The sequence below is a fragment of the Nocardiopsis rhodophaea genome, assembly GCF_039530945.1.
In the GTDB taxonomy this organism is placed as follows: domain Bacteria; phylum Actinomycetota; class Actinomycetes; order Streptosporangiales; family Streptosporangiaceae; genus Nocardiopsis_C; species Nocardiopsis_C rhodophaea.
The window spans coordinates 92,178-114,709 of record NZ_BAAAPC010000014.1 but is presented as its reverse complement, the minus strand read 5'-3'; the positions used below and the strand labels follow the sequence as shown (position 1 = coordinate 114,709).

At 69.6% G+C, this 22,532-nt stretch carries 27 protein-coding genes; 10 read left to right on the top strand and 17 right to left on the bottom strand.

The annotated features are described in order from the left end of the window. Positions 1–34: 34 nt before the first annotated feature. Together ABD259_RS16660 and ABD259_RS16655 are read right to left on the bottom strand one after the other, a co-directional pair. Positions 35–583 (bottom strand): hypothetical protein, encoded by a 549-nt coding sequence (locus ABD259_RS16660; RefSeq protein WP_344100731.1) that lies wholly within the window; start codon positions 581–583, stop codon positions 35–37. Beyond that, positions 574–1,125 carry an RNA polymerase sigma factor gene (locus tag ABD259_RS16655; RefSeq protein WP_344163710.1) on the bottom strand — a complete coding sequence of 184 codons (552 nt, stop codon included), beginning with the start codon at positions 1,123–1,125 and terminating at the stop codon, positions 574–576. Before ABD259_RS16655 ends, ABD259_RS16660 begins: the two co-directional genes overlap by 10 nt. A gap of 263 nt (positions 1,126–1,388) precedes the next feature. On the opposite strand from ABD259_RS16655, the gene ABD259_RS16650 reads away from it, so the two are divergent. The 7 genes from ABD259_RS16650 to ABD259_RS16620 all read left to right on the top strand — a co-directional run bounded on the left by ABD259_RS16650 (position 1,389) and on the right by ABD259_RS16620 (position 4,750). Beyond that, positions 1,389–1,586, top strand: a complete 198-nt coding sequence (locus tag ABD259_RS16650) for a CsbD family protein (RefSeq protein ID WP_344100735.1) — start codon at positions 1,389–1,391, stop codon at positions 1,584–1,586. Between the two features lie 31 nt (positions 1,587–1,617). Then, positions 1,618–2,103, top strand: coding sequence for an Asp23/Gls24 family envelope stress response protein (locus ABD259_RS16645; protein ID WP_344163707.1), 486 nt, complete (start codon positions 1,618–1,620; stop codon positions 2,101–2,103). Continuing rightward, the gene (locus ABD259_RS16640; protein WP_344163704.1) at positions 2,078–2,464 is read left to right on the top strand and encodes a hypothetical protein; all 387 of its coding nucleotides are present in this window, start codon (positions 2,078–2,080) and stop codon (positions 2,462–2,464) included. Before ABD259_RS16645 ends, ABD259_RS16640 begins: the two co-directional genes overlap by 26 nt. A gap of 293 nt (positions 2,465–2,757) precedes the next feature. Next, the gene (locus ABD259_RS16635; protein WP_017618501.1) at positions 2,758–2,928 is read left to right on the top strand and encodes a hypothetical protein; all 171 of its coding nucleotides are present in this window, start codon (positions 2,758–2,760) and stop codon (positions 2,926–2,928) included. Positions 2,929–3,007: 79 nt separating this feature from the next. Further along, entirely contained in the window at positions 3,008–3,427 is a 420-nt protein-coding gene (locus ABD259_RS16630) for an Asp23/Gls24 family envelope stress response protein (protein ID WP_344163701.1), read from the top strand. A 74-nt stretch (positions 3,428–3,501) separates the two neighbouring features. Next, entirely contained in the window at positions 3,502–4,107 is a 606-nt protein-coding gene (locus ABD259_RS16625) for a DUF6286 domain-containing protein (protein WP_344163698.1), read from the top strand. Between the two features lie 46 nt (positions 4,108–4,153). After that, entirely contained in the window at positions 4,154–4,750 is a 597-nt protein-coding gene (locus ABD259_RS16620) for an alkaline shock response membrane anchor protein AmaP (RefSeq protein WP_344163695.1), read from the top strand. A gap of 592 nt (positions 4,751–5,342) precedes the next feature. On the opposite strand, the gene ABD259_RS16615 is transcribed toward ABD259_RS16620, so the two are convergent. After that, on the bottom strand, positions 5,343–5,756 hold the full coding sequence (locus ABD259_RS16615; protein ID WP_344163692.1) for a hypothetical protein: 414 nt from the start codon (positions 5,754–5,756) through the stop codon (positions 5,343–5,345). A gap of 383 nt (positions 5,757–6,139) precedes the next feature. Further along, on the bottom strand, positions 6,140–7,051 hold the full coding sequence (locus ABD259_RS16610) for a helix-turn-helix transcriptional regulator (RefSeq protein ID WP_344163689.1): 912 nt from the start codon (positions 7,049–7,051) through the stop codon (positions 6,140–6,142). 99 nt (positions 7,052–7,150) lie between these two features. On the opposite strand from ABD259_RS16610, the gene ABD259_RS16605 reads away from it, so the two are divergent. Next, positions 7,151–7,945: an NAD(P)H-dependent oxidoreductase gene (locus tag ABD259_RS16605; protein ID WP_344163686.1), complete on the top strand. Its 795-nt coding sequence runs from the start codon at positions 7,151–7,153 to the stop codon at positions 7,943–7,945. 97 nt (positions 7,946–8,042) lie between these two features. On the opposite strand, the gene ABD259_RS16600 is transcribed toward ABD259_RS16605, so the two are convergent. From ABD259_RS16600 to cas3, 13 genes are all read right to left on the bottom strand, one after another. Further along, entirely contained in the window at positions 8,043–8,837 is a 795-nt protein-coding gene (locus ABD259_RS16600; RefSeq protein WP_344163683.1) for an ABC transporter permease, read from the bottom strand. A 2-nt stretch (positions 8,838–8,839) separates the two neighbouring features. Further along, positions 8,840–9,802, bottom strand: coding sequence for an ATP-binding cassette domain-containing protein (locus ABD259_RS16595; RefSeq protein WP_344163680.1), 963 nt, complete (start codon positions 9,800–9,802; stop codon positions 8,840–8,842). Positions 9,803–9,892: 90 nt separating this feature from the next. Further along, positions 9,893–10,687, bottom strand: a complete 795-nt coding sequence (locus ABD259_RS16590; protein ID WP_344163677.1) for a DUF4097 family beta strand repeat-containing protein — start codon at positions 10,685–10,687, stop codon at positions 9,893–9,895. Between the two features lie 73 nt (positions 10,688–10,760). After that, the gene (locus tag ABD259_RS16585) at positions 10,761–11,291 is read right to left on the bottom strand and encodes a histidine kinase (RefSeq protein ID WP_344163674.1); all 531 of its coding nucleotides are present in this window, start codon (positions 11,289–11,291) and stop codon (positions 10,761–10,763) included. Between the two features lie 313 nt (positions 11,292–11,604). Beyond that, entirely contained in the window at positions 11,605–12,126 is a 522-nt protein-coding gene (locus ABD259_RS16580; protein WP_344100780.1) for a GNAT family N-acetyltransferase, read from the bottom strand. Positions 12,127–12,526: 400 nt separating this feature from the next. Beyond that, on the bottom strand, positions 12,527–13,246 hold the full coding sequence (cas6e, locus tag ABD259_RS16575) for a type I-E CRISPR-associated protein Cas6/Cse3/CasE (RefSeq protein ID WP_344100782.1): 720 nt from the start codon (positions 13,244–13,246) through the stop codon (positions 12,527–12,529). Beyond that, the gene (gene cas5e / locus ABD259_RS16570) at positions 13,237–13,980 is read right to left on the bottom strand and encodes a type I-E CRISPR-associated protein Cas5/CasD (RefSeq protein WP_344163671.1); all 744 of its coding nucleotides are present in this window, start codon (positions 13,978–13,980) and stop codon (positions 13,237–13,239) included. The genes cas6e and cas5e overlap by 10 nt, the downstream gene beginning before the upstream one ends. Continuing rightward, positions 13,977–15,146, bottom strand: a complete 1,170-nt coding sequence (gene cas7e, locus ABD259_RS16565; protein WP_344100786.1) for a type I-E CRISPR-associated protein Cas7/Cse4/CasC — start codon at positions 15,144–15,146, stop codon at positions 13,977–13,979. The genes cas5e and cas7e overlap by 4 nt, the downstream gene beginning before the upstream one ends. Next, complete coding sequence (gene casB / locus ABD259_RS16560) at positions 15,143–15,796, bottom strand: type I-E CRISPR-associated protein Cse2/CasB (RefSeq protein ID WP_344100788.1); 654 nt, start codon at positions 15,794–15,796, stop codon at positions 15,143–15,145. The genes cas7e and casB overlap by 4 nt, the downstream gene beginning before the upstream one ends. After that, positions 15,789–17,468, bottom strand: coding sequence for a type I-E CRISPR-associated protein Cse1/CasA (gene casA / locus ABD259_RS16555; protein WP_344100790.1), 1,680 nt, complete (start codon positions 17,466–17,468; stop codon positions 15,789–15,791). Before casA ends, casB begins: the two co-directional genes overlap by 8 nt. Positions 17,469–17,703: 235 nt before the next feature. Beyond that, entirely contained in the window at positions 17,704–17,877 is a 174-nt protein-coding gene (locus tag ABD259_RS16550; RefSeq protein WP_344100792.1) for a hypothetical protein, read from the bottom strand. A 51-nt stretch (positions 17,878–17,928) separates the two neighbouring features. Beyond that, positions 17,929–18,294 carry a hypothetical protein gene (locus ABD259_RS16545; RefSeq protein ID WP_344100794.1) on the bottom strand — a complete coding sequence of 122 codons (366 nt, stop codon included), beginning with the start codon at positions 18,292–18,294 and terminating at the stop codon, positions 17,929–17,931. After that, positions 18,284–20,764, bottom strand: a complete 2,481-nt coding sequence (gene cas3 / locus ABD259_RS16540; RefSeq protein ID WP_344163668.1) for a CRISPR-associated helicase Cas3' — start codon at positions 20,762–20,764, stop codon at positions 18,284–18,286. The genes ABD259_RS16545 and cas3 overlap by 11 nt, the downstream gene beginning before the upstream one ends. 274 nt (positions 20,765–21,038) lie before the next feature. Between cas3 and ABD259_RS16535 the strand changes: the two genes are divergently transcribed. Continuing rightward, positions 21,039–21,308, top strand: coding sequence for a hypothetical protein (locus tag ABD259_RS16535; RefSeq protein ID WP_344163852.1), 270 nt, complete (start codon positions 21,039–21,041; stop codon positions 21,306–21,308). A gap of 43 nt (positions 21,309–21,351) precedes the next feature. Beyond that, positions 21,352–22,530 (top strand): hypothetical protein, encoded by a 1,179-nt coding sequence (locus ABD259_RS16530; protein ID WP_344163665.1) that lies wholly within the window; start codon positions 21,352–21,354, stop codon positions 22,528–22,530. Positions 22,531–22,532 lie beyond the last annotated feature (2 nt).

Here is a 22,532-nt window from a genome sequence, read left to right as displayed (position 1 = left end):
GCGCCGGAAGGGCCGCGCGTGTACCGGATGCCCGTCAGCGTCCGTCTTCGATGTCGAGGACGGAGATGTCCAACCGGGCGGCCTTCCAGCCGAGCTGGTCGCGGGCGACCTCGGCCAGCCGGGTGCGCAGAGCGGCGTCCGCCCGCGGAACGGTCGTGCCCGCGTGGAGCCGTACGCGCAACTCGATGTCGATCCCGTCCTCGCCCTCGGTGAGCTCCGCGACGCGGGCGTCGGCCACACCAGGCACACCCTCGGCCGCTGTTCGCAGCACGGCGGCCGCGGCCGAGCGCCTGACCCGGGTGACCCCCTCCTCCTCCCCGGGCACGCGCAGGGCTCGGCGCGACCTCGGGTCGGCGCGCACCAGCCGCATCACGTCGTCGAGCAGGTGCGGCGGGGCCACCACGCGCTCCGCGGCGAGCTCGGACCGGGCGGCGAGCAGCACGCTGTGCTCCTCGACCGCCGCACGGCAGTGCGGGCACCGCAGTTCGTGATCGGTCGGCGCCCCGTCGCGCTCGTGCGCCAGAACCTCGTCGATGTCGGAGCCGCACGGCAGCCGTTCGTGGTCGGTGTGGTCTATCGCCATGGCTTCAGCGCCTCCACGAGGTGGGCTCGGGCACGGTGGATGCGGCCGCGTACGGCGCCCGTCGTCACACCGACGGTCTCAGCGATCTCGCCGTAGGTCATCTGCTCCATCTCGTACAGGATCCAGCAGACACGCTGCTGCGGCGGGAGGTCGAGGAGGGCCTGGGCGAGGGCATCGCGCAGGCCGCTAGCGACCGTGTGATGTTCGGGTCCGGGGCCGCGCCCGGGGCGCTCGCCCTCCAGGAGGTCGGTCGGTGACTCGGGGGTGCGCGCACGAGCGGCGTTCAGGGCGCGGCGCGTGACGATGCGATAGAGCCACGCCCGGAATGTCTCGGGGTCGTCCAGGTCGGGAAGGGCGCGCCAGGCCGCGACCAGCGCCTCCTGCGACGTGTCCGCGGCGTCGGCCGAATCGTTCAGGATGCGCAAGGCGATCCGGTACACGGTGTCCTGGTGCCGCCGGACCAGCATCTCGAATGCCGCGGCGTCGCCGTCGCGGGCGCGCTTGACCAGCGCCGTGTCGTCACGATGCGAAGTGTTTGCCATTCATCCGCCCGCGTCCGCAGTCACCCGGCCATATTACGCATAGCATTCTTTTATACACGATCAGTGATATCCGCACGGGGGCGTAGCGCGTCTCGCATGTGTCCCAGATCACACGCGCTTCCGCGTGACGATGCGTGGGGCACGCGTGTCCTTAGTGGTGCGCGCTACTTCCGGTAACACGGCAACAGCGATCGCTCCGCCCGGCACCGACGGCGCGGAGCGAGAAGAAGCGCGGCACGAACCAACAGGGGGAGGAACACACGGTGGGAAACATCGACAACGAGTTCGAGAACGCCAAGGGCAAGGCCAAGGAGACCGCCGGCAAGGCGATGGGGAACTCCGAGCTGGAGACCGAGGGCAAGCTCGATCAGGCCGAGGCCCGCATCGAGGACGCCGCGGAGGACGTCAAGGAGAAGGCCGGAGAGGCCGCCGAGAAGATCAAGAACGTCTTCAAGCGCTGAACCGCCATGCACCGCACGGGGGGATGGAACAGTGACCGATTCGAAAGCAGAGCCCAAGGTGCCTGAAGCACGCGAGAAGAACACCTCCGGGGCCGGCGGCGCCGACGCCCGTGAGCTGGTAACGGCGAAGGGCACGACCTCGATCGCCGACCACGTCGTCGCGAAGATCGCGGGTATGGCCGCACGGGAAGTCGGTGGCGTGCACAGCATGGGCAGCGGCGCCGCCCGGGCTTTCGGGGCCATGCGCGACCGGATTCCCGGCGCCACGACCTCCGGCACCGCCGCACGCGGAGTGTCCGTGGAGGTGGGCGAGCGTCAGGCGGCGGCCGACATCGATCTGGTGATCGAGTACGGGGTGTCCATCCCCGACCTGGCAGCGGCGGTGCGCCGCAACGTCATCACCGCGGTGGAGCGGATGACGGGCCTGGAGGTCACCGAGGTCAACATCACCATTGACGACATCTACCTGCCCGACGACGAGGCCGACGACGGTGGATCCGAGCCGCGCGTCCAGTGAGTCCCGTGCCTCCCGCCCCGGAGAGCGGGCGGGAGGCACGGACTCGGCGACCGAAGCGGGCGGTGCGGACCGCAGCGCGCGGATCGCGCGGGAGATCGCCGACCGGGTGCGCGGCCTCTTTGAGGTCATCGACCTGTCGGCGGGTGCCTTCCGCACCACCGCCACGTTCGCCCCGGGAGACCGGATCGAGGGGGTGTCGGTGCGCGAGGACGCCGTCGCGATCGGGGTCGTGCTGCGCTGCGGCCGCCCGATCCCGGAGGTCGCCGCGGAGATCCGCGCACTGGTCGCACCGATGGTGCCGGGACGGCGCGTGGACGTGTCCGTCGAGGACGTGGTCGCCGACGCCGCGGTCGGGGGGTGATCCGGTGCGCGGGCGGCCGCGCGACCAGCGCGGGGCCTACCGGGCCTGGGTCCATGAGAACCATCCCGACCGGGGCGGTGATCCGCGGGCCTTCGCCGAGGGCCTGGCGCGGTGGCGCCAATCCCTGGGCGGACCGGCTGCCCGGCCGTCGGGGGAAGGCCGGGCACCCGGCGAAATCCGGGCGTTCCGGGCGCCGAGGGGGCCCGCCGGATGGGTGCTACGCGCGCTGCGCCGCCGGGCGGCCCGCCGCGAGCGGGCGCGGCGGCTGCGATGAAAAAGCGAGGAGGGTGGCCATGTGGCCCATCGTGGGACTGGCCTACGGCACGGTACTGGCACTGGCGGCCGCGTTCGGCGGTTTCGGGGCGTTCGCGCTGGTGCTCGTCCTGGGCATGGTCGGCTTCCTGGCCGGCCGCGCCTATGAGGGCGAAATCGACCTGTCCGAGCTGTTCCTCCGGCGCCGGTAGCGCCCCCGGGAACGCGGGACGCACCGGGGGAAAGCCGGAACTCCGGGAAACGGTCCGGGTCTGAGAAGGGGGCGGTGGCATGTCGGCGACAGTGGCGGCGCGGAACCCGACGCCGCGGAGGGCGGGTGACGCGGCGCCCGAGCACGGCAGCACGACGATCCCCGAGCGGGTCGTCACCAAGATCGCCGCCCACGCGGCGGCGGAGGTCCCGGGTGTCGGCGAGGTCGGCGGCGGCCTCGGTCGGCTGCTCGGAGCCGGACACGGGCCCACCCGGGTCACCGTCCGCCTCAGCGGCCGGGAAGCGGAGCGCACGGCGACCATCAGGCTGGGCATCGCCGTGCCCTATCCGCGCCCCGCCGCGACGACCGCCCAACACGTGCGGGAGCACGTCGCGGACACGGTCGAGCGGCTCACCGGGATCCGCGTGGGTCGAGTCGACATCGAGATCGTCGAGCTGCCCCGCGCAGACGCGGCCGGAGGCCGAGCGGAGCCGAGATGAGCGGAAGCGTCCCGCACCGACGCGGATCGGAACCAGGAGAGCGGACGCCGCGCGGAACTGGGAAGGAGCCACCGATGACGACGGCGGACGCCGAGTGGAGCGCGCCGGACCCGGGTACGGCCGAGCGGGCCCGCCGGGTGGCGGTGCGCGCCTTTCGGCCGCACCGGATATGGCCGACGGTGATCGCGGCCGTGCTGCTGCTCGCCGTGGCGGTCACGGCGGCGGCCGAGGTGATCTCCGCGCTGGCCGGTGTGCCGCTGGGCATCCCGTTCGTCGGCGCGGCGGCCCAGCGAGTCGGCGGCGCCCAATGGAACGCCCCGGAGGTGCAGGTCGCCTCGGCGGCCCTGGCGCTGATCGGCCTGCTTTTGATCGCGGTGGCGCTGCTGCCCGGCGAGGGCCGGTGGGCCGCACTGCGCACCGACGACCCCGATCTGATCGTCGGCCTGTCCCGGCCCGCCCTCCGACGGACCCTGACCGCGGCGGCGCTGGGCACCGGCGGGGTCGATTCGGCCAAGGTGGCGGTGCGGCGCCGACGGATCCGGGTGCGCGTGCGCACCGAACTGGCCGAGACCGCGGAACTCCGGGCGGCGGTCACCGCCGCGGTAGAGGAGCGCCTGGCGGACATCGCTCCACTGCACTCCTACAAAGTGACCACCACCGTACGGCGGGGGAAGCGATGAACGCGCGCTGGGATGAAGGCGCAGAGGGGTGAAGAAGGCGAGGGCAGTGGGCGAGAGGAACAGGGCGCGCCGCTCGGCGCGCGGCAACCGGTGGGGGCTGGCGCTCCTGGGCGTGCTGCTGCTCGGCGGCGGGACGGCGGCACTCGCCGCGGGCCTGGGGCTGTTCGGGGGACGGGTCGCCGAGGCGGAGATCGCCGGTACGCCGGAGCTCATCGGCCGCCCCGGGGCCTGGCTGCCGTGGGCGGCCGCCGCCCTGCTGGTCCTGGTGGCGCTGCTGGCATTGCGCTGGCTGCTGGTTCAGCTGCGCACCGACACGGTCGGGCGGATCGTGCTCGGTGACGGCGACGCCCGCGGCCGCACCGAGCTCAGCTCGAAGGCGGCGCGGACGGCCTTGGAACGACAGGTCCTCGACATCCCGGGCGTGCGCCGCGCCCACGCCGCCGCGACGGAGTCGGCCCAGCGGCCGCACCTGCGCCTCGACGTCACGGTGGACGAGGACGCCGACGTCGCGAACGTGTGGCGGCGCGTCCGCGCCGAGGCGCTGCGCGACATGCGCACCGCCCTGGAGCTCGACCGCCTGCCAACAGTGGTTCGGCTCTCCATGGCCGCCCCGCCCCGCCACCCGAGACATCGACTGGCCTGACCGACACACGAAGCCACCCTGGAAAGCGGCACCCTTGGGGATCTTGGGGGAGGACCCCTCGGTGCCGCGTTGGGCCCGGCCCCGGCCAACCGGCCGGGGCCGGGCTATCTCGTGTCCTGGCATCGGAACGCGTGAGCGGCCGAAGCACCCCCGCTCCCTGGCCGCCGCCGCGCGAGACGACGCGACCTCCAGCACGCTCCAGCTGGCATTCATCGCCGGACTCCCCCCGCCCCGCCACGCCACGCCACGCCGCGGCTCGGGCTCGGGGCGACGGCGTCCGGGTGCGCATGGACGAGAGGAACAGCGGACGGGGAGGTCGGTTCATGGGGTTACGCGGGAGGCGAGGCGCGCTCGCGCGGTCGCACGATCATCCGGCTCCCGCAGCACCACCCAGCCCGGCGCCCACCGGTTCTACGGACGGCCCGGCTGCAGCGCCCCAGGCCGGATCCGAGAAAGACCTGGCCTGAACAACCCCCGTGGAAGCATCACGGGTCGCCTGGCATCTGGCGCGCTCGTCGGCCAGCTTCGGGGCTGGCCGAGGAGAAAAGGCCCATCACCGTTCCAGAACCGTACGCGCACCGCCGTCGTGTCATCAGCCCGGAGCGGAACCGGGTCGGCGCGGACGCCGGAACGGCGCTTCGGGGCGGCCCGCGGTGGCGGCGCTGGCGGCGCACAGCACGGCCCAGCCGCCCGCCATCCCCACGCCCAACACCCGGGACGCGGGGCTCGGCAGGGACCGGCCCAGGACGAACGCGTCGCCCGCGTCCGACACGGCGCGGGCGGCGATCAGACACCGCAGCGGAGCACCACGCGGCGCGACGACCATACCCATCCCCACGGCGACGTCGCGGAACCCGATGAGCTCGATCAGCAGACGCGTCCGCGGCGACACCGTGCCGTCTTCCTCGGCCAGGCCGAGTGGACGCGCGATGATCTCCGGACAGGCCGCGGTGGCCGCGCCGAACACCGCCGTGGCCGCACCGAGCAGCCGCGCGAGCCGTGCCATGGTGCGCCTCCTTTCTCCCGCGTGGCCGTACACAACCCGACGCTATCCCCACCGATCGAGCGACACCATCCCCGCCCGGCGCTCGCCGATCCGCCCCCGTGCATGCGCGCTTCCATGGTCGCGTCCGCACGGAGGATCGGCTGGACAACGGTGCCCCGAAAAAAGCGCCGCGCCATGCCCGCAAGCACTTCGAAGAGGGAATTCCCCGGACCGCGGGTCCAGCGCGCAAGCACCGGCCCACGATCCTGCCCGTCCCACGACGCGCACGTGTCGCCCGCTGCACCGCCGAGCTGCCGCGCCGCCTCGACGCCGTCCACCTCCGGGTTGGCCTCCCCGGCTCCGCACCCAGCTCCCCGGCCCCGCCAACCGGTTCTACCGGCAGCTCATCCGGCACACGTCACGGTGGCCTCCGCCGCCAGTCGGGTCAGAGCCTCAGCCTCCCAGCTCCCCTCCTCCGCGCTGAACACGTGCACCACGAGGCCCGTCTCGCCGGGTGCCTCCGGGACGTGCAGGGTCTCGCACTCCAGAGCGATCTCCCCGATCGCCGGGTGCCGCAGCCGCTTGCGTCCCGCGCCGCACATCACCACCTCGCCGGTGTCCCATATGCGGCGGAACTCCTCGCTGCGCTCCGACAGCTCCACGATGAGCGCGGCCAGGCAGCCATCCTCGGGGTAGCGGCCCGCGGCGACGCGCAGCAGGCCCACCGCCTCGGCCGCCCGCTCCTGCCAGTCAGGCAGGACGTCGCGCGACGCGGGGTCGAGGAAGAGGAACCTGGCGTTGTTCGGGTCGCGGCGTCCAGGGCGCCCCAGGCCGCCCAGCAGCTCGCCACCCAGCACGTTCCAGGCCACCACGTCCAGGCAGTGGTTCGTCACGTAGGCAGGAAGACCGGCCATGGCGTCCAGGGCCCGCTGCAGCAGAGGGCTGACCTGGAGCCGGGGCGCGGGGCCGCCCGCGGCACCTGCCAGGGTCCGCAGGTGCCTGCGCTCGGCCGCGTCCAAGCCGAGTGCCCGCGCCAGCGCGTCGAGCACCTCTGCGGACGGCTGGACGGCACGCCCCTGTTCGAGTCGCACGTAGTAGTCCACGCTTATGCCCGCGAGCTGGGCCAGCTCCTCACGGCGCAACCCGCGCACCCGACGCCGGCGGCTCGCCGTGATCCCGACGTCCTCCGGCGCGACCCGCCCGCGCCGGGCACGCAGGAAGGCGCCGAGCGCCCGGCGCGGGTCGCCGATCCCGTCGATGCGGTCCCCTCTCCCGTCGTCGTGGCGGTGTCCAATCATGCGGTCCACGCTGTCCATGCGCTCCAGTATGGGTGGCCCTCCCAGTACCAGGACCAGCCTGCCTCCGGACAAAGGGGGTAGTGGTTACCCTCCCGCGTTCGGGCGAAGGTGGCTGCCATGACCGAAAGCGCACAGCCGACGCAGAAGAACGTCCTCATCGTCACCGCCCACCCCGAGCCCCGCTCGCTCAACGCCGCCCTGGCCGACTTCGCGGCCGAGCACCTCCGCGCGGCAGGACACCAGGTGCGGACATCCGATCTGTACGCGATGAAGTGGAAGGCGACGCTGGACGCCGACGACTACCCCGACCACCCGGCCGGCCAGCGCCTGCACGTGCTCGACGCCGCAGAGCGGGCCACGGCCGAAGGGCGGCTCTCCCCGGACATCGCCGCCGAGCAGGAGAAGCTGCTGTGGTCGGACGCGGTGATCCTGCAGTTCCCCATGTGGTGGTTCTCCGTGCCCGGCATCCTCAAGGGCTGGATCGACCGCGTCTTCACCTACGGCTTCGCCCACGGCCCCGGAATGCCCCCGCCCTACAGCAACGGCGGTCTCGCACCCCGGCGGGCCCTGGCCTCGGCGACGCTCGGCGCCCAGGAACCGGCGTTCTCCGACCGGGGCGCCCACGGGCGGCTGAACGATGTCCTGTTCCCGCTCCACCACGGCCTGTTCTGGTTCACCGGCCTGGCTCCACTCGAACCGTTCGCGATGTACGACGTCAACGAGGCCCCGGAGGACGGCTTCGAGCCCACGAAGCTGGAGTACGCCCACCGCCTCGACCGCCTCTTCACCGACGACCCGATCCCCTTCCGAACACTCGACGGCGGCGACTACGACCACGACATGCGCCTGCTCCCCAACGTCGAAACAGCGGCCGCCGGCGGCCCCGACCTCCACCTCCGCCCACGCGGGTAGCGGCACCGGACCGCGGCGCCGCGAGGGCGCCGCCCCTTCTCACACTGGGCGAGGAAGCGGCGGCGCCCCAACGGCCCCCTGCCGGAGCATGGTCGGGCTACCGCGTCGAGGCGCGGTTGTAGAGCTTCTTCGCCCAGACGTAGGCGGCCAGTGCGATGCCGACGCACCAGGCGACCGCGATCACCGCGTTGTTGCCGATCTCAGTGCCTGTCAACAGTCCGCGGAGGGTCTCGATGATGGGGGTGAAAGGCTGGTACTCGGCGAACCACCGCATCCCGGCCGGCATGGTGTCGGTGGGCACGAAGCCGCTGCCGAGGAAAGGCAGGAAAACCAGGGGCATCGGGAGGTTGCTCGCGGTCTCGGCGCTGTCGGAGACCAGGCCGAGCGCCACCGCCAGCCAGGTGAGGGCGAGAGTCGCCATCGAGAGCAGGCCGATGGCCGCGATCCACCCGACGGGTCCGGCACTGGGACGGAATCCGATGAGCAGCGCCACGCCAGTGACGACCGCGACGCTGAGCAGCGTCTGGATAAGGGTCCCCAGAACGTGGCCGGTCAGCACCGACACCCGGGCGATGTCCATGGTGCGGAAGCGGGCGATGATGCCTTCGGTCATGTCCATGGCCACCGACATGGCCGCTCCCTGGGCCGCGGAGGCCACGGTCATCAGCATGATCCCGGGGGCGATGTAGTCGAGGTACTCGGCGCGGCCACCGGAGGTCCCGCTGAGCCCCGCCCCCATGGTTCCGCCGAAGACGTAGACGAACAGCAGCAGGAGGATGATCGGCATTCCGGTGAGCAGCAGCGTCAAGGAGGGATAGCGCACCAGGTGCCGCAGTTGGCGGCCCAGCATGGTGGCCGAGTCACTGGTGGCGCGCGTGAGGGCCGTGGTCATCGTCAGGCCGCCTTCCGTGCGTTGTCGTCCGTTCTGGAATGGCCGGTGAGGGAAAGAAAGACGTCGTCGAGGTCGGGGGTGTGCACCGACAATTCCCTGACCTGGAGCGACGCTCCGTCGATGCGGTCGAGGAGCGTGCGCAGCGACCCGATGCCGCCGTCTCCGGTGACATCGAGCGCCAGTGCATCGTCGTCACGCGACCCGCCGAGCGTGCGGGCCGCCGCCTCCAGATGGTCGGCCGCGGCGAAATGCAGGCGGATGTGACCGCCGGGGATGCGGCGCTTGAGCTCCGCCGCCGTGCCCTCGGCCACGAGGGTGCCGTGGTCGAGGACCGCGATGCGGTCGGCGAGCTGGTCGGCCTCCTCCAGGTACTGCGTGGTGAGAAAGACCGTGACCCCGCCGGCCACGAGATCGCGGATGATCTCCCACATGCCGCGGCGGCTGCGCGGGTCCAGGCCGGTGGTGGGCTCGTCGAGGAAGATGAGGCGGGGCTCGCCGACCAGGGTCATCGCGAGGTCAAGTCGGCGGCGCATACCCCCGGAGTAGGTGGAGACGGGCTTCCCGGCGGCGTCGACCAGGTCGAACTGCTCCAGCAGCTCGGCGGCGCGCCGCCGGGCGCGGCGGCGGCCCAGGCGGTGCAGGTTCGCCATCAGCAGCAGGTTCTCCTCTCCGGTGAGGAGGCCGTCGACCGCCGAATATTGGCCGGTGACGCCGATCGCGGCGCGCACCGCGTCGGGTTCCTGGGCCAGATCGTGGCCGCAGATCCGCGCGTGGCCGCTGTCGGCTGCGATCAGTGTCGACAGGATCTTCACCATGGTGGTCTTGCCGGCACCGTTGGGTCCCAGCAGCGAGAAGATCGTCCCTGCGGGGATGTCCAGGTCGATGCCGTCCAGCACGACGTGGTCGCCGTAGGACTTGCGCAGCCCGGTGGCCGTGACGGCCGCTGGTGGCGTGTGTCGGGTCATGTCTGCCTCGTTTCTCGTTCGCCGCGATCGCGCTCCGCATGCTCACGCAGAGCCCGCAGAGGCTCGCGGACACCAAGGGGGCAAAGGGGCTCAGGCGCGGCGGACCACGATGTCGCCGTAGACGCTGCGGGCTCGCACCTCGACGGTCTCCTCGGCGGTGCCCGGGCCCTCGGCCGCTTCCAGGGAGCTACTCAAAGCGCCGTGCTTGGAGGCCGCGTCCAGCCAGGCCGCAGTGCCTTCGCGGACGCCGACTTCGATTTCCCCGTAGGAGGTTTCGATGTCCACGCGGCCGCGGACCACCTCGCCGATCCGGGCGCTTCCGTGGGTGGCCCTCGCGTGAACGGACTCCAAGGCGCGCTGGGCGCTGATGTGCCCGTGGGCGGTGTTCATCCGCAGTTTGCCGCTCACCGTGCCGAGGGTGATGGCGCCACTGGACGTCTTGATTACGGCGCGGCCGTCGATCTCGTGGGCACGCACCCAGCCGTCCGAGGCGGTGAGTTCGGCGTTCCCGGTCAGCCGGTCCAGTGCGATGTTGCCACTGGAAGTGGTGATCTCGGCGGCGCCGAGGTCGCCTTCGCATCGGATGTTGGCGTGCCTGGCATGAGCGTGGAGCAGCGATCCGCGCGGCAGATCGACGGTCACGTCCGCCATGCCTTTGCGCAGCATCGAGCCCAACACGGTGTTTCCGGGGTCCTTTACGAGCAGGCGGCCTCCGGCGTACTCGATCTGGATCTGTTCGGCGGCCCGCACGTCGGCGTCCTTGGCGGCGTCGCGGGGGCGGACCTCGACGGTGGTGTCGGAGCGGTCGCCCGCGTTGATCTGGACGGCTCCGGCGAGGAGGTCGACCTCAGCGGTGATCGGTTCGGATGTGGCGAAAGTTGGCATGGCTGTCTCCCGGTCATGGCGGTGGTGGGCGTCTCCGCTGGTGGGAGACGTAGTGGAAATGGGGAGGGGGCGGCTAGCGGACCCAGCCGGTGTAGTTTCGTCCGACCTGGCGGCCCGCGCCTCGGCCGGACGGCCGGGCACCGGCGTCGAGCCCAGCGGCAACCGCACGCACCAGCCAGGCGTTGACCGACAGCCCCTCGCGGCGAGCGGCCTCCTCGACCTGCGGCTTGAGGTGGACGGGCAGGCGCAGGGTGACCCGCGACGTGCCGCCGTCCTCGGCGTCGAGTGGGACCGGCTCCACGACGGGCCCGTCCTCCACCCCGGAGCCCCCGCCTGGGGGGCCGTCGACCGGTTCGTCCGTCAGCGGTGACGTCACAATGAAGTCAGTCTGACCCCCACGTAGCCGAACCTCGACCGACCCCGGGGCGAAATCGCGGGTGATCTCGTCGGCGGCCTCGGAAAGCGCATCCAGCAAAGCCAGCCGCGCAGCCGGCTCCAGCGCCGCGGCCAGGCGCTCAGCGACCACCCGGGCCTCCTCGCTTCCAGCTTCGGCAGCCACCACAAGCTGGCGGCGGAGGTTGTCCACATACGGCATCAGATCCATGACTTCACTATGACGTCACTCCGACATCATGTCAAGCCGAATCTGCCCCTAATTGACACCACGCCGGCGCCACCCGGTGAATCGAAGAGGCCCTGTTCGCCGTGATCACGAGGGACATACGCCCATGGAGCGTCCAACCGGGCGGAGGACGACCAGGTCAAAGCCATGGGGCCGACACCGGCACCTCCAAGTCCGAGGCTCCGCGGATCTGCTCTGAGCTGGACGACGAGGGTGAGCGGTGTTCATCGGAGCGGCCCGGCAGCACTGCCAGGCTCATTTCCTGCGCGATGCCTCATACGGCCACGTCAAGTCATCAGCTCTCGTCGGGGTTCAGGACCTGGTAGAGAACGTGATCCTGCCAGCGGCCCGCGATCTTCAGGAACTTCGGGGCGATCCCGAAGGGGGTGAACCCGTTGCGTTCCAGGACCCTCTGCGAGGCCGTGTTCCTGATCAGCGTCTCCGCCTGGAGGCGGTGCAGACCAAGGTCGGCAAAGGCCCTCTCCTTGGCCTCCGCCCCAGCGTCGGTCGCAATCCCCCGCCCGTTGTGGGACTCACTGACCCAGTAGCCGATAACGGCCGACTGGAACGCGCCCCGGGTGATCCCGTTGATGTTGATCCGGCCCACCAGCTCACCGTCGGCGACAATGGCCAAAGGAAGCATGCTGCCTTCGGCGTGCGCCTCCAGATCACGCCGCACGATGTCCAGCTGCTTCTCCACGCTGAAGAAGTCCTCGCCACGCACCGGGTCCCACGGGGCGAGAAAGTCGCGGTTCTCCGTCAGCCGCTTGGCCAGAGCCGGTGCGTCGTCAGTCGTGATCAGTCGCGTGAAGGCCATGCCACACCTTTAGTTTGTCGCGGTCCGCTGACGGAACGAGACGGCAGAGTACACCGCGGACGACATCAGAGCCCCGGCCACCAGGACCACGGCCGCGACGGCAAGCCAGCCCCAGCATTCGACCGTCTAGAACACTGCCGGTCCAAGCATGCTCTGCGTGACCGCGTAAAGGTTGAGGATCCCCAGGTACGCCGCTGGCTGCACCAGTTCTAGTCGCCAGGCCGTGGGCCCATCCTCACGGCGACACGGGCTGACGCAGCTCCGCCATCGTGGGTAGGAGAGAATGGCGACGCAGATCAGCGTCGCCCGCGACACTATCGACGAGTTGGAACGCATCAGCGCGGCTTCGGATCGCAGGGGACGTGGCCCACGCGATGGTTGCTATTGCCCCTCCCGCGTGTCAGTCCCCTGCAGGTGAACGGCGGTCGGGGGCCAGGCTGAGGAGGCCGCAGCCGTAAGCCTTGGCGCGCCCGATACCGTCCTTGAATGCGGCGGTGAACGCCTCCGGGTCAGTAACGATGAGGCGCCCGTCATAGGACACCGGCAGAACGGTGATTTTCAGGCGCGCGTCAGGTCGCGCGGTGGGACGGTGGTCGGATTTGCGACCGATGTAGGGGGGCATAGGGGACGCCATGACATCGGGCCCGCCATCGGTGGCCGCAGGGATGGCGAAGCCGTGCCGCTCGCCCTGCCGAATCAGCCAGTTCACCTGCTGCTCCGGATCATGGATCGGCTTACGCTTGCCCCGCCCCCGCTTCCCGGTCTCGTCACCGGGAGGGGGTGTACTCCGCGTCGGGTTGGCGACCAGGCGGAACGCCAGTCGGCGACCGGCGTGGATCGCTGCTAGCGCGGGCTGGAGGCATTTGACTTGTACCCGTCCCGCCGCGTACCCGGCTGGAAGGCGCGTCCAGTCCGGCCGCTCACAGCTCTGCACGAGGAGGGCCCGGCTCCGCCCGTCGCCTTCGAGCCGCCACAGCAGCCCATTGTGCCGACGCGGCGCCCCCTCGCCGTCCACCTCGTCGAACGCCGACATCAAAGTGCGATGCATCTCGTGGACGTCGGCGTGGTCGCGTCGGACGGTCCGCGACATGACGTTCAGCGGAATCTTGCTCAGGAACACGGGTCGACTCCATTGATCATCGCTTCGTCAAGGCGGACATGCCCGCTTCGCACCGTGCGGGACCGAAATCTGCGGTCACCCTCACCGAACGACTCCGGATAGTCGTGACGGAGCTCAGTCCCGTGGTCGGAGGCGGGGGCGTCAACGACGGTCCGCAGCCAGACATCACCATCGATCTTGCTGACCTCAGTTCGCTGCTCGTCCCGGTTCTCCAGCCATGGATGCCGCTTGAGCGTCTCCTCCAGGCTTTTGTCCCGAACACCGGTTCCCCACCGGCGGCGGCGCCACTGGTCTGTTTCGATGAGGGGAGCCCCGGGGACGAAGGATTTCCTACCGAAGAACAGCGGCCAGTGGGGGCTGAGTACCGCCTGTTCCAACCGCTCCAGCGTGTCGGCGGTGCCCTCGATCACCGCCAGGAAGAGGGCATCCGCGAGGTAATAGCGGTCGCTCACCACGGTGCGGTGCATTCGCCCTTCGGTGTTGGGCACGTCCTGAGTCACGTGGAAGTCACGTTCGAGCAGCCCTTCGCGGTCGACGCGCACGCCTATACGCAGCGCGGCCAGCTCCTGGATCCGCACGTCGTTGCCTCGCTCCACGCCGCACGCGGCGCCGAGCAGCCCGACAAGCCCCGACTTGGTCGGCTCCATGGCTGTGTAGCGGTTGATGAACCGCGACCTGACTCCCCATGACTGCATGGGCGCGTCGATGCGCAGCGCGAGAGTCGCCGTCGTCACCGCTTCTCCAGGGCGGCGGCCACGGTACGGTCGGTGAACGCGTCGAGGGACGCGACGGAGTCCGCCCCATCCAATGGCAGGGCTCCAGTCGGGGATGCTCCGACGACCGCCTTGATCTCCCCACTGCCGTAAAAAGCGTTCAGGTCGGAAAAGTGCGCGAGCATGCGCTCGGTGGACTCACCCATGATGTCGGTCCCCTCAACCGGCTTGAGAAACGCGTTGGCGAGGTTCCAGGCACCGTGGTCACGAACGACGGCGAGCAGTGCCTCAGGGCGGGTGTGGGCGGCCATCGAGTTCTGTTTTCCGCTGGGAGTGGCCACGGCGAACGCCTTGATCCACGCCTTGGCGGCGCGTTCGACCACGTCGTCGTCATCGGCTCGGATATCGAGGTTGCGCTCCAGCTGGCCGAGGTCGACGTTGGCGTAGCGGTAGTAGCAGGCCGCGTTGAAGTCGACGGTGCCGATCATGTCCGCCCCGGCGTCCTCGTCGGCCTCCGCCGCCTTGAGGTCGTCGACCGCCGTGTAGTAGTCGAACTCCGTAGCTACGGCGTGGGTCGATATCGCGTGCGCGACTTGGGAGGCGGCGTCGACGTTGAAGTCACGGTTGTTGGCGATCATCCGCCCGAACAGGGCGATGTCGGCCGCGCGCCCGGCGCTGAGGATACGCCGGGCCTCTTCGACAGCGGCGGCATCAGGACTGGAGTCTTTCTCCTTGGATCCCTTGCGCTTCTTCTTCTCCTCATCCCGCCGCGCGGCGGCGGCCTTCTCCAACGCGTCCCGGTGCCTGCGGCAGTAGTCGGCAAGGTGCTCGGCGGCCTCGCGGCCGAGGAAGAACAGGTACTGGGTGAGGTCCTTCTCCGCGACCTTGAACCCGAGTCGCCTCAGGCCCTCGCGAACGATCTCCTTGGTCTCCGCTGCGGGCTCTCCCTCTGTCCTCCCGTCGAGGATGCGGGCCGTCGCGAGGAGCAGCCGTTTAGTACGCACTCCGGTTTCGTCCTCCCCCAGCCCGAACCGGGTGAACTGGGTGCGTGCCGAGCGTTTGAGGCACTGGCTGGAGATCCGCCCCCGGGTGACACCGCCAAAGGTGACGGTCTTGGGCTGGCCGACATCGTCACGGTTGAGGTTGCTCGTAGGAAAAGACTGCAACAGGTGCAATTCGATGATCACGAGGAGGCTCCGGCTTCGTCATTGGTGTCGTCGGATCGGTCGTCGCCGTCGTCGTTTGACCGGTTAGCGTGCGCGGCGCGCTGGAAGTCACTGGCCCAGCGCAGGTGCACGCCGTGTGCCTTGGCCCCGCCGGCCGGCGCGTGGTGGAGCTCGACCAGATCGGCGAGGAGCGCGTGGTAGTCGAGCGCGATGTCGGAGCCGCTGAGCATTTGTACGGCTTGGCGCAGCCGGTAGCGCAGGGTCGGCCAGTCGGCCGAGAGCAGCTGCCGCATGCGTGCCTCGACGGAGTCGCGCGTGCTGTAGGTGCTCAGAGCCCCTCCCAGCCCGAGTCTCTGTTCACCTCGCAGGGGCTGGCGCGGGTGCAGTGCGTAGAGCCCGGCCACGAGGAGCCATGGCTCTGTCTCGTCCCGGCGCCCGCCCTGGGGCGGGTCGAATTCGACGGCGATGGCCATGGCGTCGGGCAGGAACCGGTCATCGACCAGGCTGCGGCGCAACCTGGCGAGTGTCCGGCGAGCGGCCGCCACCCGGTACGGCGTCTGCAACTCCACCTCTCTGCCCAATTCGTAGAGGCGGTTGACGTAGCCCGACCGGCGTTCCTTGTATGTGCGTGGTTGCGTGTCACGCGCGGTCTGCGTCACCGGTTCACTCATCCTCCTCAGGGCCGAGCGGCCAATAGTCGCGAATATTGAGCTCGTACTCGCGGTACAGGCGATCGGTCTCGGCCTTGAACGCGCCGTCGTACTCGGCGAGCACCATCACATCCCGCCCGGGCTTGCGCGGCGAGAGTTCGACCCAGCGGTGCCGGACCCCGGCCGCGGTGCGCCGGACCCGGTCGGCCCAGCCGTCGAACAGCCCGATGATGGTCGCGGCAAGTCGGGACTGAGTCTCCTCCGGCGGCTCCGCGAGGGGCCGGGCGTCGAGCAGCGCCGCTACATCCCGCAGCAGCATGCCGAACGGGGCCGCTAACTCAGGCCAGTACCACTGGCTGAGCATCTTCCGCTTCTCTTCGGCGCGCGTCGGCAGGCGCTCCCCTAGCGCCTTGGCGTAGTCGCGCTCCAAGAGGTCCAGCTGCTCCCCAACGCCATCGGCCAATTCGACGGCGTGACCGAGCATCTGTTCCAGCTGTGGGACGTGTTCGTTGGAACGCAGCAGAGCGACCGGTGCCGGCAGGTCCTCCTGTAGCCAGGCGTGCACCGAACCGCCCTGCGGGTCGAGTCTCTGACCGAACACCCGCAAGGTGTAGACGGTCGACGACGGGATGAGGCCGTGCCCCGCCATTTCAGCGATGTGGTCGATGTTTCGCGGCCGAATCCGCTCGCCCATCTCGGGGGTGGGAATCAGCAGCTCCCGGCTGTGCCGCCAGATGCCGCGCAGGTCCTCCAGCACAAGGGGGCGGGGCTCGCCCAGACTGAAGGTCCGCCTACCTCGCGATCCCCTTCTGTAGCGCTTCTGCCGCTCGAAAGCGGCCATGTTCTCGACGTCGTGCAGTGGCACCCGCAGCCGCGTTCCGGGCAAGATCGCGACCCCGTCGACGCGGGTCTCTCCGTGCCGCTGCACCGGACGGAGGCGAATGCGGCGGGAAGGCCAGGTGAGCAGCTCGGTCCAACCGGTCGGCGGCGGCCCCTCCTTCACAGGTTTCGCAGCGGGAGGAACATCCAGCTCCCACACCGGCCTGTCCTCGGGAAAGGTGTTGTGCGGGCGCTCCCACGCGGGGTTGTACACGGGCATGTTGAGGAGCAGCGTCTCCTTCAATGTGCCCCCTTCCACGAGCAGGGTCGCGAAATGGTTGCAGAGGCCGCGTTCGGAGGATTTGTCCTTCTCGAAGGGGGTCTTCATCCCGCCGGTGTCATAGGCCTGCACCGTGATGAGCCAGCGGGCGGCCTCGGCCGGGTGCAGGTCCAGGGGCTGTCCCGCGACGGTGTGGTCGAAGAGGGTCGCGTTGTTGCCCGTGGCCCGGTACATGGTGAGCTGCGCCGCCGAACCGATCTTCGCGTCGGGGATATCCGGGGTCTGGAAGAACGGCCTCTCCCCGAACAGGTGGAACCTGTCACCAAAGTCGCTTACGTACTGCTCTAACGGCGCGGTAGGGAAGCCAGGAGCCTCCCAGAGCTTCTCCCATTCGTCTTCGTCGCCCGGGCCGTATACACGGTGAGCGAGCGCCAGCAGCAGCCGATACAGCGCGGACGTGACGACCGGCGCCTCAGCGTCGATGCAGCGCACCTCGTGCGCGTGCCGCAGCGCCTCGATCAACCCCAGGCATCTCTGCCGCCCCTCCAAGTCGATCGTGGATAGCCAGGGTGCTTGAAGTAGGTCGTAAGCCACCGCTTCCTCCACGTTCGAGCTTGACGCAGGCACAGCACAGCCGTAGCTGCGCGGATCTGTGCTCTCGGAGGCGCGGTCACCTGCGCCTCCGAGAGCAGCACTCCCGCGTAGCGGGAAAGGGGCCCAGTAGGGAAACCCACTTGTATCCGCACCAGGGCACACCCCCGAGTCTGCGGGTCACGCGTTCGGGGATCTGATTGGACCTTACCGTAGTGGAAGTGGGTTGCTGGGCGCCTTATTTATCCGCACCACTTTGGAATACCGTGACTGCCACGGTGACCCCCCTCTGAAGGAGCGTCGTGATGCCCGCACAGCCGCCGCCTGAGGACTCGTCCTCATCGTCTGCCAGCCTCAAGCTCCAGATCTCGATCAGCTCATCTATGGTGCTCTGGCCTCTGGTGATCTTCATCCTCGTCTACTTCGGTTGAGCCCGACATGCTCTTGACCGCCCATAACGTGATCAACCATGTATCTCCAGGCCCCGCTGCGGATGGTGGACGATGCTGAACTCGTCGAAGTCCCGACGGCCGTCGTGCAGGACCAGGGGATGGTGATCGACAAGCCAGCCGGAGCGGTCGAAGGCGGGGGGGACGGTCAGCCGGTCGAGGAGGGCGTCCAGCTGGTGCGCCTCAAGGTCGATGGGGTAGGTGAGGGTGACGGCGGAGTCGGCGAGCTCGGCCACGGTCACGGTGGGAAGCTCGTCCGCAGACAGGTCGACGGAGGTTCCGCCTCGGGTCGTGAGCGGGCCCTCTGCGGCCGCCCAGAGCGGAACGAGTGTGATGCCCGGGTCGTAGGGTGCGGGGACGCAGTCGTCCTCATCGATCATCCCGCGTCTCCCCGCGACGTTCCGTCTGCTGTTTCCCGGTGTTCTTACGGATGCGCGGCTGGACAGAACGCTTGGTGAGTTGGAGCAGTCCGCTACCTTCCCAGAGCATGGGGATGCACTGGGTGCCACCCGTGAAGCGGTCCATCGCCTCGCGGATGCCGCGCTTGTCCCGTGCCGTTTCCCAGCGGGTGCGCAGGCGCCCCGGCGGGATGCGGTCCTGGTCCACGTAGACCGCGTGGACCAGAGCGGGGATGTCGTGCGGGAGCGAGATCTCGTCCCGCAGGGACAGCTCGTACTCGGTCGCCAGCAGGTGGCTCTCGGCATAGATGGATGCGGTGTACGGCGGGAATCCGAACTCTTGTTCCGACCGCACAACCAGGAGGCAGGGCTCGGCGACCGCTGCGGGACGCTCGGGGCGGACGTGCCGGTGCAGTCGGCCGGCCCGCTGCACTAGCAGGTCAACCGGACAGGGGTCGGTGACGACAAGATCGAAGTCAGCGTCGATGCCGTGCTCCAGCACCTGCGTTCCGACCACGATCGCCCCACGCGTCCCTGACGACGCCGGACCACACAGGAGATCCAGCTGCCGCTCCAGCCCCCGACGCTGTTCGGGATCGGTCTTGCCATCGAGGTACAGCAGCTCTGGCCGCGGATCCAGACGGTCCAAGCGCCGCGCAATGCGGTCATGGCTGACGCCCGCTCTCCTGGTGGTGTTGTGGATGACCGCGGCGCACCCGCCTTCGCGGATCCGCTCGATCACCTCGTCGGCGATCACGTCGTGGTCATCGGCGATGCGCTGGATGGACATGCGGCGTACCGGGTTGTCGGCGGACAACGGCGCCGGGACCGATCTGCGATCGCTGGCATCGGCCCATGTGAGGCCCCACGTTCCGGCAACCGGACGAACCTCGGTGCGGGCGGGCGGCGTAGCGGTCGCGCCCGCCTGCGACGCGGCGATGAGCTCTTCGCGCCGGGAAGCCGCAAGGGTCGCCGACATCATGACGACCGGGACACCGAGGAACCCGCACCACCACAGCAGGCGGTCCAGCTGCCGGGACATGTGGGCGTCGTAGGAATGGATCTCGTCGATCATCAGCACCTTGTTGCTGAGCGACGCCAACCGCATGACGATGTGCCCGGTACGCGCCGCCGCCATCAGCAGCTGGTCCACCGTCCCCACACCGATCGGGAAGGTGAGCGCGCGCTTCCGCGTAAAGCTCTGCCGCGCCTCGGTAATCGCCTCCGGGCAGTCGCATCCGACGTCCTCCGGCAACACTAAGGACAGCTCATCCAAGTCCTGGTTCCCCGCTTGCCTCCGCTCGTCCGCCTGCCGCTTCAGGTCGTCGGCGGCCCCGGAGTACAGCAGATTGGCACGCAGGGGTGACCCGGTGGCCGCCAGGACCCGATTCACCTCCGCGTGCACGGGACCGGCGGTGGCCCGGGTGGGCGTCGCCACGTACATGCCACCCAGGCCGAGCCGAGCGACCAGGGCGGCGCACGCCTGCAATCCGGCCTTGGTCTTGCCTTCTCCCGTGGGCGCCTCGACCACCAGGATGCCCGGGCGGTCGACGTCCGCCAGCAACCTTTGGACCTCCTCCTGGATCGGCCTCGGCCGATGGTCCCGGGGGAAGAGCGTGGTGTGCGCGGCGTCGTGGGGAGGGGTCCAGGGCGTCCAGTTAACGCGGTCCAGCGTCCGGCGCCAGCGCCACATCTCGGTCCTCCGGTAGCCGACAGGGTCGCCAGGTTGGGGCACGTTGTCGCGACGCGGGCGGCTGGAAGCGGTCCAGTCGCTCAGGATGGTAAGCCCGGCCAGGCCGACGGCCGCCGCCGGAGAGAGTGAAGTCTGGCTCCACGCCTGGTCGTCGGGATCGAGGCCCCACAGCCGAGCGATCTCGTCGGCCAGCCTGTTCCGAGCACGGGCCCAATCCAGACCACCGAGCTGGCGCCGGGCCCGCTTGGCCGCCGTGATCTGGCCGGGGTCTGGGACCCATCCGTGGTGTCCGGCGACCAGGTCAACGAGTGCGGAGCATACGGACCTCGGAGCCTTCCGATCGGTGAACCACCCATGCATGTGTACGGCGCCGAGGATGCCGTGGTGGATGTCGTGCCGACCAATCAATAGGTCAGGCTGGGCAGCCCGCAGGGCTCGATGGGCACACTGCCCGAGGAGCTGCTCGGCCTGGTCGCTGCGGATAGTCTGAAACGCCGGTGTCAGCTTCCCGATGTCGTGCAGACCGCACAACACAGCGACCCACGCGCGCTGATCACCCCCGGAACCGAGCGGCGCGAGCCCCCGCTCAATCTCCGCACGCACATGCGGGCCGAGAACCACGTCATACAGCGCCTCCGCGACCACGGCCGTGTCAATCGCGTGGCAGATCAGAGCGTGAGAGACATCCCCATTGCCCAGCTTCGCCCACGCGGACCTCGCCCAATGCTCGTCCACGTCCCGGCCTTTTCCCGAGCTCACCGAATCGGCTCCCTTCCGCCTCCCACTCACGCCACCGACTGCGGCTACCGAAGGTCATCCCATAACATCCCAAATCTGAGTGAGAAGGCCCACCGGAATCGTCCGCCCATGATCAACGTTTTCTGCTTCTTCGTGTGAACCCGAGAAGGTTCTCGCCCTCTCCTCGCACCCTGCAGGCTGATGATCCACCGGTGCTCTTCCCACCGAGGAGCTTCCGATTTTCACAGCAGCGATGTCTCTCCACCCACGCCTCGGTAGGCTGCGGACCGTGGCAATGCTGAGCACGTCGGAACTGGACACCTTGGCCCAACAAGCCGTCGTCGACGCCTACAACGAATACGAGCAGCTCTCGGCATTCCACGCCGTGATCGAGGACCATCTCATTGTTCCATTCCAGACCACCATCCTGGGCGTCGAAGCGACCGTTACGAAAATCGACCTGCTGCCCGGCAGTGGCATCGTCGCGATCTGCACCCGCGAAAAGCACATTCGGGCGGTCGGCATCCTGGACTTTCCCACCCCGCCCCCGACCGGTGCCGAGTAGATCGAGGCATACCGGCATTGGGCCCGCTGAGGACACAACGACGATGAGCGAGTACCAGTACTACGAGTTCCTGGCCGTCGACCGCCCCCTGGACGAGCGGCAACAGGCCGAGGTCCGCGCCCTGTCCACCCGCGCCAGGGTCACCGCCACCAGCTTCACCAACGAGTACCACTGGGGCGACTTCCGCGGCGATCCGCGCAGGATGATGGAGCGCTACTACGACGCTCACCTCTACTTCGCCAACTGGGGCACCCGCCACCTGATGCTCCGCCTGCCCCGCGCCCTTCTCGACCTGGAGACCGTCGATCCGTACTGCATCGACCCGCACGTGATCGCCTGGACCTCCGGGGAACATCTCATTCTCAACCTTTTCAGCGAGGACGAAGCGTGGGAGTGGGTAGAGGGCGACGAGGATTCCCTGTCGGCCATCATCGGTGTGCGCGCCGAACTTGCCGCCGGTGATCTACGGGCCCTCTACCTGGCCTGGCTGGCCGGCTACGGGACGTGGGAGCGTGACGAGGACGCCTTCGACTACGACGACGAGGACGAATTCGAACCGCCGGTCCCCGCCGGACTCGGCTCTCTCACCGCGCCGCAGCGGGCCCTTGCGGATTTCCTCCGTCTTGACGCGGACCTGCTCACGGTCGCGGCCCAGGCGAGCCCACCCGTGGCAGCGTCCAGGGACGATCCCCGTGAACTGGCCCGATGGATCAAGGAGCTCCCCTCCGGCGACAAGGAGAAGCTCCTCGTCCAGGTCGCGCAGGGCCACGGTGCCCGGGTCCAGATGGAATTACTGCGCCGTTTCCGCGGCGAACCCGACATCAGCAGGGACGATCGCCCCCGCCGCACCGTGGCCGAGCTGCTGGACGCCGCCGCGGACATCCGGCAGCAACGCCAGCGGCAGGCCGCAGCCGTTCGTGCCGAGCAGGAGGAGCGCCGTGCGCAAGAGCGCGCGCTCGCCCGCGAGAAGCGGCTGGACACCGTGGCCCGTGACCCGGAGACGTCATGGGCACGCGTCGACGCGCTGATCGACTCCCGTAGACCGAGCGACTACGACGTGGCCGTCGAGATCCTCCAAGACTTGCAGGCGGTCGCCTCACGGGGCGGCGATGCCGAGAGGTTCGCCGAGCGATTCACGCGACTCCGCCAGCGGCATCTCCGCAAGCCCAGTCTCATCGCCCGCCTCGACCGGGCCGACCTCCCTGCCACGTCGACCTCCTAGAG